The organism is Flavobacterium sp. DW-iso2 (assembly GCF_058725285.1).
Genome location: NZ_JBZXDY010000024.1, coordinates 30,932 through 45,115 on the forward strand (window position 1 = coordinate 30,932; position 14,184 = coordinate 45,115).

Genomic DNA, 14,184 nt, shown 5'->3' on the forward strand with positions numbered 1-14,184 from the left:
AATTAATTTGTTTTATAATTTCTCCAACTAATATTTGTATAATCATTTTTTTGCGAATATACTCCTATTGCTCGTCTCATATATGCTGGCCTACTGGTATGTGAAGGATAATCTACTTTATCAATTGTAGTCATGCTAACTCCTTCCTTTTGATAATATCCAATTTTTTGAACCTTAATTTTATTTTTAAATTGTACAACCTCATCTAGCAAAATATTGGGATCGACATTAAGATAAATATGTTGTAAAACATTAAATTCTGTACGCATAATGACTACAGGAGATTCCGCACGAACACTCTGAAGTTTTAAAAATTTATTGCCCAAAATCTGTTCAACTTCAAAAGCAAATTCCTCAAGACGATAATCTTCGAACTTAACGTAGTAACCTAATATCCAAACATAATATAGGTGCAAAAAATAATCATTAAAAGTTCCTTTTACTAAACCAGTTATTTTATTTAAACCATTAAACCGACAGTTTACAAATAAGATATCAAAATAATGTTCCAATTTCTCTAGGGAAAGGAAAAAACCTAAACCCTTTTGAACTGCTTGCATAGGGTTAAAATCGATAAAGTTGTTAACTTCTAATGACTCTCTGTAAGTTGAATTGTAAATATGCGTTTTATCACCAACAGTAACATTTGTATTACGCATATTTCTGATACTCGGAAATAACTTAATGCATTTGACATTATCATCATACCGAACTGAATTTTCTCGAAAATATGATTCTAGAGTGCTTTTAGTAATTGGAGAGAACTTTCCTTTAGTCCAATAAGCATGCTTTAACCATAGGAGTGTAACAAAATTATTCAACGAATAAATTTTATTTCCTTTAAAATTATTACTTTCAATTTTGGCATTTAAGGTATCAAAATTAGAAGCTATTTGTTTTTGAAGTAAATCTTCATTTTTTAACTCTCGAAGATGATATGATTTTAAAATATTGATGGTATCCAACTTCTTGCCCTTGCTGTTAAGCGAATCAAAAAATTGAAAAGCGATACTTTCCTTCGACGTGATCACCAAATTAAGTCGAATTTTACTGATGATATCAAGATATAACTCTTCTGTGGTGAAATAGAAATCGTTTTTACGTTGTTCGATAACTCGCTTAATTGTAACAATATTCTTTACAGAGATATTACTATGAAATAAAAACTGATTATGTTTGAGAAAGCTAGTTGTAGGTCTTACTAAATAATCCAAAATTAGAAAAGTAGTCAGGCGTTGCTGCCCATCTACAATTTGTGTTTTATGCGTTTCGTGTTTATTTAATAAAACAGAACCAAGATAAAAGTCACTAGTATCTGTTTTCAATGTCTCATTTAGAAAAAAATGATCTTCTATATCTCTAAATAATTTCAAAACCAAATGCTCGTCCCATTCGTATGGACGTTGAAAATCTGGAATAGTAAGGTCGTTCTTAAATAAATCTGACACGGTGATCGTACCTACATCAATCGATTTAGCTATATCAATTTCTACTGTTTCGCTCATATTTTATTCGTGCCAATTTTTAACTTTAAAAACTCTTTCATCAATTTTTGATTTTCCTATAAATTCAAAAGCTTCATCGTTAACTAAGATATATTTTAACTGTTGATTATCCTTCCACTTATTAATAGTATTCCTCATTTTTGGTTTCAAATAAGCAGGAGCAACATTAAAAGCTTCTCCCTCTAATTCTTTTCCGTTAAAAAAAATGGTAAAATCTCCTTTTCCGGCTAAGTGCGTTGTGCCTAAGCGCAGGGTAAACAAAGCTCCCTTAAATTCTAAGTTTTTTTCTACCAATTGCAGTAAACCATTAATAATAACAAGGTCTGAGGCGATGCGGTTTGCGGCTTCAAAGACCGAAATATTTCCATAAGGACCTATTTTTACTGCTTGTGATTGATCTTTTCTTTTGAGATAAGTTATTACTTGATGAAACGATCCCGACTTTGGAGGTTCAGGAAATGGATTATCATGCAACAACTTTAAATATTCAGACTTAAAATCCAGTACTCCTTTATAATTTAAAGCTTCTATTTTATTTCTCTCAAAAAGATACTCGACTTTATTCATTTCTTAGCTGACTTTTTTGTTTTGTATCATTTCCATTTCCTCCCCAACTTGTCCCGTAATCCCATCCACATTAATCATCCCGCTCATTAACCTTGGTAACAAAATATATCGGGCTTCTTTGAGTAATTGATTTTGTTCTTTAAGCTTTATTCTCAATTCTAACAAAGGCTTGTAAATAGATGTGAACTCATTAATAATTTTCTTTGTTGGCACAAATGATTCATAATTAACAATATCTTTTGTGTTGAAATAAAATTGGACAGCACCTTTGGACATAGCCTTCATTCGTTCAATGAATCTAGGATCACCCAATAAAGCATATAAAAAAGAGTAATCAAATAAATCAGTTTTAGGCCTTAACATACCAACTCTTTGGTTAAGGGCATAAGTCTCGTTTTTATCAATAATTGCTGATTTGGCTAAAATTCTTAATGCACTTGTAACATCGGTCATAGCTATTACAATGTCATACTTTTTTAAGTGAAATTTTGGCAATCCTCGATATAATTCTTCTGAAATGAACTTTTCTTTTCCTGTTATATTTAAATCACCATATTCAGATATATTTCCTAAATCAATTACAGCATAACCATTGTCCGAATATCCTTTGGTATAAAATGCATACCCATTTTGAAAGCCGGATATTTCACTTAATAATTTCTTCTCCCACCCCTCAGGCAATCCCGTAACTGCATCAAATTTGGCTGTTTCATAACCTGGGAAACGCATTTTCACAAACCATTCCTCATAAGTGAGTTGGGCTTTTTCTTCTAATAATTTGATGCGTTTGAGGTTGTTTTCGATTAAATCATCATAAGACGATAAAATGGATGCTATTTTGCGTTGGGTTTCAAGCGGTGGTAGTTGGATTTTAAATTCTTTTAATATTTTACCATTTAAATTATTTTGAGCCCCACCTGATTTTAGATGTACAAAATCTTTGTAATGCGTTGATATTAAATAAAACATAAAAAATGGATTTGCTTTATTTTCATTAAAAGTAAAATTACTACATGCCTGATTAGTAGCTAATGGTATCATATTCATAGCGCATCTACCAGCAGTATCACCGTTACCATACATTGCAATTATAATTGAATTAGCTGGTATTAGCTTGGCTGATGAATTTTTCAAACCAAGTTCAGTTATTTTAAATTCAGAATCATAAATACGATTAAAATTGACTTCTTTAGTTTTTATCCATGGAATGTTTCCATTATAGTATTCAGGTTTAATTGTCGAAGGTGTTCCTCCACTTTTAACCGTTATACAAATATCTTCTAAACTAACCTCTTTCCATCCCTCTCTCATAATGCTACATTTTGAATTTGTTGCATCAAGGCATTGGCTTCTTCATTCAAAGTCGCTAGTTCGCTGTGAATTTCGGTCATGCGGCCTTGGTAATCAAAATCCATGTCAAGCGTCACCACCACGCCTACATAACGGCCAGGCGTTAGGCTGTAATCTTGGGCAGCCACTTCTTCTAGATCTACAATCTTGCAAAGTCCTTCTACATCTTCGTATTTCCCTGTTGGGAATTTTTCATTAAACCATCCCTCGTCTCCGCTCGGGATTTTTACGGCATCCCCTCTAAAAAGTTGCATGATCGCAGTTAATCCATGTAATTGTTCGTCGCTAAAATCATTGATCGTCGTGCTCACTTTTCTAAAAGTGTTTCGCGCATCAATCATCAGGATTTTGTTTTTGTTTTCGGGCTTTTTGCCTTTGTTGTAAAACCAAACGTGGCAAGGCAAGGAACGGGTATAAAAAAAGTTATTTCCCACCGAGACAATACATTCTACCGCTCCGGTTTCTATCAGTTCTTTACGAATTCGTTTTTCGGCGTTACCTGCATCTGTAGCCGAGGAAGCCATTACAAAACCCGCACGCCCAGTAGCATTTAGGTACGAATAGAAATACTGCATCCAAAGATAGTTTCCGTTGCCGATAGATCCCGCACCTGTCAATGGCGCGCCAAAAGGGAGGCGTTCGTCTTCGGCCAAGAACTTGTTTTTGGCATCGACCTTATCCACATTAAATGGCGGATTTGCCATGACAAAATCACATTTTTCGGTTAGATTGTGTGGGTTGGTATAAAAACTATTGCCTTCAATGATCTTGCCTTCAATTCCGTGAATGGCTAAGTTCATTTTGGCCAGTTTGGTATTGTTGCTCTTTAGCTCGGTACCATAAACCGTGATGGCTTCGTTTACGCTTTTGTTTTCGTGACCCTGAATAAAATGTGCCGTTTGTACAAACATCCCACCAGATCCACAAGCGGGATCGTGAATGATTCCGTGATTGGGCTGAATAAAATTAACAATCAAGTTGACCAAAGATGGTGGCGTGAAAAACTCACCACCTTCTTGCGCACCCGCACCTTGCATAGAGAATTTCATCAAGAAAAACTCGTAAATACGTCCAAACACATCGCCTTTGGCATTGCGCACGGCATCTTTATTAAAAACACGAACTAAATCACGCAATAATTTATCGTCAAATTCTTGGTAGCTTTTTGGGAGAATACCCGCTAGATCGGGATATTCGGCCTCAATCAATTTCATGGCATTGTTGATGGCTTCGGCTATATCTTCACTTTCGGGCAAAGCCGTTAGGTGATCGTACTTGGCTTTTTCGGGTAACATGATGGCGCCTGCTCCGGCATAATCATCTTTGGTAGCTTCTCGTTGTGTACCCGTACGTGGGTTTATGGGTAATGATTTTGCTATACTAATTTTGGCATCTTCGTAACGATTTTGCGCAAAGCGTAACAATACTAATCCAAGTAAAGGGTCTTTGTATTCGGCTGCAGTAAGCTTAGAGTTCCCTCTCAGTTCGTCTGCGGCATCCCAGAGTTCTTTTTCTAAATTCTTGATTTGGTCTTGGGTCATGGTATGTTGTAAAACGTGTATGTAATCGGGTTCTATGTTATGTGGCTAAAGTAACTATTATATAATTAAGATAATTGAGGGCAACCGTAAAGAATCGGCTTATTTTTAAGTAATTCCATAGCATTTGATTTTGTTTGATTGCGTTTGTGTAAAGAAACGATTTTTTGTAAGATTTTACCATACCCATTTTTAGTGATATTGAATTAATAATCTGTTTAAGGAATTTAAATGTCAAAATGGTTTATATGTTCTGATAAGTAGTGTTTTGCGTCTTGCTATATTTTTTTTTTCTACATTTTACAAGCTGCAGGGTTACCTTTTTGTATTTACAGTATTAATAAGAAAAACAAATACTATGGAACTTTCAAACAATCAAACACAGGTAGCAGTTGAAACTACAAATGTCAATCTTCAAACGCAAATCGAGGCTATTGCCGCTCAAAAAGTAGAACGTGTAAAAAGCTTTAGAGAGTATGCTTTTGAGAAAGCGGGGTTAAATCGTGGAGATTACCTTTCCTTGAAAACCTACTTAAAATGGATTACAGATGGACATTTAGTTGATGACACTTACAACGAAAATGAGCAATATCTTTTAAAAGAACAAGTAAAAAGTAAAATGCTGACCAAAGATGACGAGAAAGAAATAATAGAAGGACAAAAAAGAACTGCTGTTGAAGTTAGCAAACCTTCAATTGAAAAAAGAATCAAGGAATTGAATGATGAGATTCAACAAACCAAAATTGATTTGGCAGAGAATAATGTTCAAACTGGATATCAAGTAGAAAAGCATATTATGTATGCCGGTTTAACTATAGTATTGTCCTTTTACTTGCTTTTTTTCTATGCATCAGCAATTTATGCTTCTTTTTTTAGAAACGCTGGAACAATACTGAAATTAGCAGGTGATGATATTACTTTGTATTTGGATAGTATTTTTGATGTCAAAGGAATTTTTACCGCTTCACCAGCATTGATTATAGTTTATCTAGGTGCTTTCCTGTTTTTTGCGATAGGATTAATCCCTCATAATATTGAAGGGAAGAATAAAAATTTATTTATTGGATTAGTCATTTTTGGTGCTTTCATAGCCGATTCGCTGATGGCTTACAAAATAGATTTAGGAATACATGATTTGAAGGTAATGGCTGGTGTTGCCGATTCGGAATGGAATTTTTATTCCAGTATTAACTTCTATATGGTATTACTTTTTGGATTCTGTGCTTATTTGGTTTGGGGTTATATGTTTGAAATGATGCTTAAAGAAAAGAATAAAAAAACGGGAGATGTTAGGGCGGCTATAATGATCAAAGGATTGAAAGAAGAAATCAAAATCCTAAGAAGTGAACTTGAAATGTTAGAAACCAAGATTATTGAATTGGAAACACAAATAAAAACTATCATTTCTCAATTAGAACAGTTAAAAATGGATTTAGAAAATCGCATGCTTAATCCTGATGCATTGTCACAAAACCTGACCAGTTTTTATATGGGATGGCGTCAATACCTGAACGGTACAGATTTGAGCTTAGAGAAAGACAGATGTGAAGGGACTTTCAATGAATTTATTCAAACTCAATTTAATCAAGTAGCTATTCTTAATTAATTTAATATTAATTGCTTTCATTCCTAAAAATTATAATCATGAAAAACTTATTAAATACTCTCATCCTTGTTTTTATCATTTCACTGTTGTTCACTTCTTGTGGTAAAGAGGAAAATAAAATAGAAAAAAAACCGATCAACTATACTGTTATTTTGGATTTAAGCGATCGTATACTTATACCGGCACAATTGGATAAAGATTTTTATTTGATTGAAAAATATTTTAAAGTTTTTGAAGCAAATTCGAGACGTAATTTGGTTTTATCATCGAAAAACCGATTTTCTGTTAAAATAATTCCACAGAAAAATAGTCCATTGAATGTTGATCATTATGAAGATTTACTGCAAATTTACTTGGACGAAACCGACGTGAAAGATAAAAACAAGTCGTTATTGGCTTTGTCTCAATCATTGCCTCTAGTACTTAATACACTAAAAAAAGAAGCTTTGTTCGGAAAAGTTTCCACGGCTTATTTTGGGGTTGATATTTGGGCTTATTTACATGATGGCGGAGTTAGTTTGAGTAAGCCAGGTTATATTAATACGGTTTTGGTTCTTACAGATGGTTACTTTGATTTTGAAAGTCAAACACATGTTATCCAAAATAAAAACCAATACACCAGCACTCGTTTTCTAAATGAATTGACTTCAGCTGATTGGAAACAAATTTCGGAGACAAAAGAATATGGTTTGCTACCTATAAAATTAGAGAAGGAAACAAAATGGATTGTAGCTGGATTTTCGGGAAAGAGAGCCAACGATATTTTGCAAACGGAGAAAATTACTTACTTCTGGGAAAAATGGCTGAAACAATCTGGAGTTGCTAGTTACAAATTTATAATGAATGGTTCGAAAACCGATATGAGTTCTAATTTAGTAGAACAATTACGCTAGTACGTTTGGTCAAAATAAAAATAGGATATAATTGTTTAAATTTATTTGTTTTTTTTGAAAAGACCATCAGCAATGATGGTCTTTTTTATTATCAAAATAATAAAAAACAACAATTATATAATAAAAAATAACGCTTTAAATACTTGTTAGATAATACTTTATGAAATATTTTAAAAATAATAAAAAATACAGGGTTACCTTTTTAGTGTTACAGTATTAATAAGTATAAACAATTAATTATTAACACATTTAAATTTATTATCATGAAAAAATTACTTCTTATTATCGCGTTTTTATTTACAACTGCTGTTACTTTTGCTCAAGTTTCCGTAAAAGGATATTACCGTAGTAACGGAACCTATGTTCAACCATACCAAAGAACAGCTCCTAATGCAACTAGAAATGATAATTACAGTACAGTAGGTAATACTAATCCCTACACAGGAGAAGCTGGAACTAAATCTAGAGATAGTTACTCTACAAATTCTAGTTACAGTACAAATAATACTTCCTATTCAACACCAAGTTATAGCTCAAGTAAGGCTTCCTATTCAACACCGAGTTATAGTTCAAGTAAAACAATATACACTGGTTCACGTGGGGGACAATATTATATCAACAGCAACGGGAATAAGACCTACGTATCACGTAATTAGAATATTAAAAGCTTCCTTGATTTCAGTTAAATTAAAAGGACTTAAAATCACCAAAAAGGTCAAGTCATTATAGCACTGTTTGATAGCTTGATAATTTTATTATTGATATTATATAAAAAGCGATCCTAACAATGCAACAAGTAAGATGTTCATAGTGCCACTGGTAACGATAATTAAATAGTAAACCTATTAGTAAGTATGATGCAGGCTAGTTGTTAGAAAAGAACATTCTATACTTAGCAAAAGTTGTTTGGAGTGCTAATAAAAAATGTTGACATGATAATCTACCTAATTATCGAAATTTATGCCTATTTTGTGACGTTTTTAATACCAATTACAAAATATAGATATGCTGCCGAATAATACAGTTACAAAGTTTGGACATTTAACGGATCAAGAATTAGTGATTCTCATTCAACAAAATCAAGATTATTTAGGAGAAGTTTACAAAAGATGTAAATCATATTGCATCAAGTTTATGTATAGAATGACTAATGGTTCCAAAAATGATTATGAGTTGGATGACGTTTTTCACGATTCGATTTTAGTTTTGTATGAAAAAATTGTTGCTGGGAATTTCGAACTAACAGCATCATTACAGACCTATCTGAATTCGGTTTGCCGTTTTCAATTATTGAATAAAATAGGAAAAGAAAAAGGGTCTTCGGATTACGATGAAAACATTGGCAAAGACGATGGCGATGATAATCCAATGAGTTTTAAATCGACGATATCGGATTGTTTGGATGAAGTGGAAGATCCTAAAGAAAATCAATTTATGGCTATTGAAAATGCGCTGACAGTTATGAAGGAAGCTGGAGGACATTGTTATGAATTGCTGACTTTGTTTTGGTATCATAAAAAATCAATGAACGAATTGACCCAACATTTTGGTTATAGTAATTCGGATAATACTAAAAATCAAAAAGGCAAATGCCAAAAAAGATTAGAAAAAATTGCCTTTAACAAATTGAACAATTAGAAATGAAAATAGCTTTAGACATAGTAAAAAATATTTTTCTTGCAAGATTAAAGGAAGACCCTCTGTTTTCTGAACAAAAAGTTTATTCTGTATTATGGGAAAAACTTACTATAGATTTATTGCATTTTGAAGAAGATTCAAAGCCCATTCATGCGAGTATTTATAGTTTAGAATTAGCCGATGCTGAAAAATTAATTTCCAAATTACCGGTTCTTTATTCAAATTTTTTAAAAGATTTAGCTGAAATTTATGTTCTGGGAGAGCCTTCAGGAGCAACTGAATATTTGTTAAAAACGAAAAACCAAAAATTTAACAAAGAAATAGTTTTTTTTAAAACTATGCGACAAGCCATTAAAAGTGTTGAGCGGAAGCGAATTAAAACGGATTTACCCAAATCATATGACCGACTTGTTTTTGAACTTTCAGAAACCGATGTGGAAAATGTTATCAAAAAAAAAAGCCGTGAAGATTTAAGAGCTAAATTTAAACAATGGGATGCGGAATTGGAAGAAGTTAAGGAACCTGTATTCGCTAACAAATATGGTAGCCGTGTAAATGGGACTCTTCAAAACCAAGAAAGTCAAAACGAGACCAAAGTTATTTCATTATCGTGGATGAAGTATGCAGTTGCCGCTTCTATAATTATTGCTGCTGGGATATTCTTTTTTAAAAATACAAATCTTGATGTTGTTCCGTTAGAGAATACTGTTGTCACAACTGATAACAATAATGACAGTATAGAAACCTCTGTCCCTACTCAGAACACACCTAAAAATGACGCTATTGTTTTAGCAGAAATAGAAACAAGTTCAAGAAGAATTACTGTATTAGAATCTTCTTCTTTAGGTTATGCTTCTAGTGCAGATCTTCCACAAGTTATTGTTAACTTTAAAGATGTCACCAAAAGGATTTTATCAATAGAAAAACTTTTGGAAAAAAGTAAAGTTACCAGTTCTGTTGATTCTAAAATTACGGATGTATATAAAGCTGATTTGGCTAAATTAAAAAGACAAAAAAACAAGTATATATTTGATGGTAATATATTAACGATTTTTAGTAAAAGCACCTCTGAACAGTACGCTCTTTTGTTAACTGAAGACCAACAATATTTTCTTAAAAAAGGAGATAGATTTTACAATGTAAAATTGAGTAGCTCGCCTTTGGCTTTAAATCTAGTATCTGATGCGAAAACAATCGAAATCTTAGAAAAAATTAGTTTTGAAAATGAATAAACAATGCTCAAGTTACATATTTAAAAAGAAAAGTTTGGTGTGTCTAGTGGTATTTTTAACGAGTTGTGTTTTTTCTTTACAGGCTCAAGAAAATGCTGAGGTTCAAATCAAAGCTTTGTTTAACCGATTAGTGACCGCTTATGGAAGTGCAAAAGCTGCACCAGAACTGGAATTTATGCAAGCTATCCCAAAATCTACCACTCCAGCCTTATATGCAAAACCAATAATCAAAGTAGATGCTCAATTGTATTCACTGTGTCAAAGTTTTGGGAAAGACAGCTTAAATGCTTTATCGGTTGTAATAAGTCACGAATTGGCTCACTATTACTATGATCATAGTTTTTGTACTGATTTTGCTTTTGCCATCAGGAACAAGAGCAAAGAATTTGCAACAACAATAAAACTCGTTAATAAAAGCCAAAAAATAATTTATGAAACTCAGGCCGATGATAGAGGAATGTTTTATGCCGCCATTGCGGGATATAATCCATTTGAAATACAGCCAAAAATACTCGACATTATTTACAGTTACTACAAATTAGAGGATGTAAACGAAGGGTATCCTTCAAAGTCAGAACGAAAAGAAATTGCCCAAAACGCCCTGGTTAAATCTCAAAAATTATATGCTGTTTTTCAAGAGGCATTAAGAGCTAAAGAAAAGAGTGATTCTGATACTGCTATAGAATTGTTTGAGGAAGTTAATAGAGATTTTCCCTCTAGAGAAAACTACAGTAATATTGGAGTAATGAAAACTTTGAAAGCTCTAAAGTTAAAAGTTTTAACAAGTGAAGAATATCATCATCCACAGCGGTTTTTATATCCTTTCGAAGTTGACAATACTAGCCGATTGAACCAAAACGGCACTCGGGGAAGTGATGAAGAACAGCAAGAACAAATGACAACTTTACTAAAAAGCGCTCAAAAAGATTTTGAAAAAGCCATTAGTCTGGATGCTAATTATACCATCGCTTATATTAACTTAGCATGTGTTTTTGATTTACTGGATAATCCCGAAGCTGCAATTGGAAAAATTAAAGAATTACCTAAAGTAGAGCAAGAAAAGAGAGCCGCACAACGCATTCTGGCGATTGCTTATTACAATGCAGATATGGAGGGAAAAGCGCAGGAAATTTGGAAAGAATTAGAAAAAAAAATTTGAGAACAGTTTTTAAAATATTTTTATACAGTCTATTTCTTTTCAGTTTTCAAATGAAAGGGCAAGAAGTAATTGATAGTTTGGATATTTACTCTCAAGGGAAGGATTTGAATAGAGGTATTCTCTATTATGAAAAAATAATTAGTGATTTCAATATAAATTCACAAAACGACCAAGAATATACAACACTTCTAAAGCAAATTACTTTTTTATATCTTAGAACAGGTAACTTATTTAAAGCAGAAGAAAACCTACTTAAAAGTTATAAAATCATTGAAAAAATATATTCAAGCGACACTGAATATTATATTGATGAAATAGACGGGATTACCCAATTTTACAGATCAATAAATGACCTTGGAAAGGCAGATTTTTATGCTCAAATTGGTTATGAAACAGCATTAAGGACAGATAATGATGAAAAATACCTTAGTTTTTTATCTTTAAAAGCGTCAATAAAAAATGATCTCGGTGACTATGAAAATGCCTATATTTTGTATTTAGAATGCATTCCGCTAGCAAAACAATTATATGGAGAAAACTCTATTGCTTATGCACTTTTAATGGGGAATATGGGAGATGTAATGATAAGAAGAAATGATTATGAAAATGCTAAAAGATGTTATCTTATAAATTATCTCACAAATTATAATGAATATGGAGAAAATCATATTGCGATAGCAATAATGCTTAATAAATTATCTAATGTTTATGTCAAGTTAAATAATTATAAAAAAGCACTTGAGCTGAATCTTAGGGCGCACCAAATTATTTTAAACCTGACAGGTGAAAAGAGTTCCGAGTATGCAACTTCATGTTACAATTTAGCAAGTACTTATGCAGTTTTAAATGATTATAAAAATGCAGAAAAATACTATTTGGAATCTTACCAAACCAAAATTGAAATTTATGGTTTAGAAAATACAAATACTTTAAACAGTTTAAAAAGTTTAATTATTTTGTATGATAAAATTGGTACTCTTTCGTACAATAACGATTTTTTATTAAAGTATTTTGTATTAATTAAAAACAAAATAGAAGAAATAGAAACTAATTTTAGTCAGAAAGAGTTACTTCTTTTAACCGAATCGATTACTCAAAAATACTATACACCATGTTCTTTTTTACAAAAAAATCCCACCAAATATCCCGAAATTAATATAGGCTGTTATGAAAATGAACTGTTGGTAAAAAATCTTACTCTTCGCAATCAACAACAAATTAGTAAAAGTATCCAAAAAAGTGATGATGATGTCTTAAAAGAAAAGTACCAAAAGTTCGTGAACAATAAAAGGCAAATCAATAAGCTGAACGAGATGCCACTATATAAAAGACCAACAAATTTTGAGCAACTTTCTTTAGAAACGGAAACGCTAGAAAAAGAATTAGTACGTGAGTCTAGCACTTTTGCAGATGCTAAGAATGCTTCGTCCATAAGCTGGAAACAAATACAAGAGAAATTGAAATCTAATGAAATAGCCATAGATTTAGTCGCCTTTAAATATTACAATAAGAAATGGACAGATAGCATTGTGTATAGTGCATTTGTGGTGGGTAAGGATTTCGAAACTCCGAAATACATTCCGCTGTTTGAACAAAAACAATTGGAATTCTTATCGACCCGATCAAAAAATGAAAAAGAAAAAACTGTTATTGATAAACAATATACTGAAAAAGCCATTAGTGACTTATTTTTTAAACCTTTGATGAAGGAATTGGAAAATATAACAACAATTTATTTGTCACCAGCCGGATTGGGGAATCAAATTAATTTTGCGGCTTTGCCAATCTCGACTACGCAAACTTTAGGAGAGAACTATAAAGTACATATTTTGGGTTCTAGCGCCGAAATTGTCAATTACAAAGTAACTACTTTGGACAATAAAAGAAAATTGGAGCTGCTCTTGTATGGCGATATCGATTATGATAAAAGAGAAGGATTGAATACCGTAATTAATGATGATTTAGAAATTGATAACAATCCAGAATTTGCAGAGACATCCAAGCGTAGCGGAATTACAAAATGGAACTATTTGGCTGGAACCAAAAAAGAAGTAGAGCAAATAAAAAATAATAGTCAGCAAAATGGTTTTTCTTCGACAGTTATCAATGGTCCTCATGCTACAGAAGAAAGTATTAAGCAATTAGATGGAAGAGCCGCACCTTTTGTTTTACACCTGGCAACTCATGGGTTTTTCTTTCCAGATCCTAAAATGGAATTACCCGAAGATAATATGAAATTAATTTCTGAAATGAATAAGTCAAAGATTTTTAAAACATCAGATGACCCCATGATGCGTTCCGGATTATTATTTGCAGGAGCAAACAATTATTGGGGAAAGACAATAGACAATTTAACTACAGATGATGGTATTTTGACGGCAAATGAAATTGCCAATTTGGTTTTGAGTGCCTGTCAATTGGTGGTGCTAAGTGCTTGTGAGACTGGACTGGGAGATATCAAAGGGAGTGAGGGTGTTTTTGGTTTACAGCGTGCTTTTAAAATGGCGGGTGTTAAAAATATCATTATGAGTTTATGGAAAGTTCCAGATACACAAACTGCAGAACTTTTCACTATTTTTTATAGTGAGTGTTTTGAAGGAAAATCGGTCCCTGAAGCATTTCAAACTGCTCAAATAAAAATGAAATCAAAGTATTCACCTTATTATTGGGCTGGATTTGTGTTGCTGGAGTAAAGA

At 32.4% G+C, this 14,184-nt stretch carries 11 protein-coding genes; 7 read left to right on the top strand and 4 right to left on the bottom strand.

Annotated elements, in window-relative coordinates; translation table 11 throughout:
- Positions 1-2: 2 nt before the first annotated feature.
- Genes AC4PRO_RS14445 through AC4PRO_RS14460 form a run of 4 tightly spaced genes read right to left on the bottom strand, consistent with a single transcriptional unit; the run spans position 3 to position 4,963 of the window.
- Positions 3-1,505 (bottom strand): DUF262 domain-containing protein, encoded by a 1,503-nt coding sequence (locus AC4PRO_RS14445; RefSeq protein WP_492117829.1) that lies wholly within the window; start codon positions 1,503-1,505, stop codon positions 3-5.
- A gap of 3 nt (positions 1,506-1,508) precedes the next feature.
- Entirely contained in the window at positions 1,509-2,072 is a 564-nt protein-coding gene (locus tag AC4PRO_RS14450; RefSeq protein ID WP_492117830.1) for a hypothetical protein, read from the bottom strand.
- A gap of 3 nt (positions 2,073-2,075) precedes the next feature.
- A complete protein-coding gene (locus tag AC4PRO_RS14455) occupies positions 2,076-3,383 on the bottom strand; it encodes a restriction endonuclease subunit S (protein ID WP_492117831.1) in 1,308 nt (435 codons plus the stop codon).
- Positions 3,380-4,963 (bottom strand): type I restriction-modification system subunit M, encoded by a 1,584-nt coding sequence (locus tag AC4PRO_RS14460; RefSeq protein WP_492117832.1) that lies wholly within the window; start codon positions 4,961-4,963, stop codon positions 3,380-3,382. Before AC4PRO_RS14460 ends, AC4PRO_RS14455 begins: the two co-directional genes overlap by 4 nt.
- Positions 4,964-5,318: 355 nt before the next feature.
- Here AC4PRO_RS14460 and AC4PRO_RS14465 point away from each other — a divergent pair, with 355 nt between their 5' ends.
- From AC4PRO_RS14465 to AC4PRO_RS14495, 7 genes are all read left to right on the top strand, one after another.
- Positions 5,319-6,566, top strand: a complete 1,248-nt coding sequence (locus tag AC4PRO_RS14465; RefSeq protein WP_492117833.1) for a hypothetical protein — start codon at positions 5,319-5,321, stop codon at positions 6,564-6,566.
- Between the two features lie 38 nt (positions 6,567-6,604).
- Positions 6,605-7,459 carry a hypothetical protein gene (locus AC4PRO_RS14470; RefSeq protein WP_492117834.1) on the top strand — a complete coding sequence of 285 codons (855 nt, stop codon included), beginning with the start codon at positions 6,605-6,607 and terminating at the stop codon, positions 7,457-7,459.
- Positions 7,460-7,722: 263 nt separating this feature from the next.
- Positions 7,723-8,115, top strand: coding sequence for a hypothetical protein (locus AC4PRO_RS14475; protein ID WP_492117835.1), 393 nt, complete (start codon positions 7,723-7,725; stop codon positions 8,113-8,115).
- 349 nt (positions 8,116-8,464) lie between these two features.
- On the top strand, positions 8,465-9,097 hold the full coding sequence (locus AC4PRO_RS14480) for a sigma-70 family RNA polymerase sigma factor (protein ID WP_492117836.1): 633 nt from the start codon (positions 8,465-8,467) through the stop codon (positions 9,095-9,097).
- Positions 9,098-9,099: 2 nt separating this feature from the next.
- Positions 9,100-10,329: a hypothetical protein gene (locus tag AC4PRO_RS14485; RefSeq protein ID WP_492117837.1), complete on the top strand. Its 1,230-nt coding sequence runs from the start codon at positions 9,100-9,102 to the stop codon at positions 10,327-10,329.
- Entirely contained in the window at positions 10,322-11,488 is a 1,167-nt protein-coding gene (locus tag AC4PRO_RS14490; protein WP_492117838.1) for a hypothetical protein, read from the top strand. The genes AC4PRO_RS14485 and AC4PRO_RS14490 overlap by 8 nt, the downstream gene beginning before the upstream one ends.
- A gap of 50 nt (positions 11,489-11,538) precedes the next feature.
- The gene (locus AC4PRO_RS14495) at positions 11,539-14,181 is read left to right on the top strand and encodes a CHAT domain-containing protein (RefSeq protein WP_492117839.1); all 2,643 of its coding nucleotides are present in this window, start codon (positions 11,539-11,541) and stop codon (positions 14,179-14,181) included.
- The last annotated feature ends 3 nt before the right edge of the window (positions 14,182-14,184 follow it).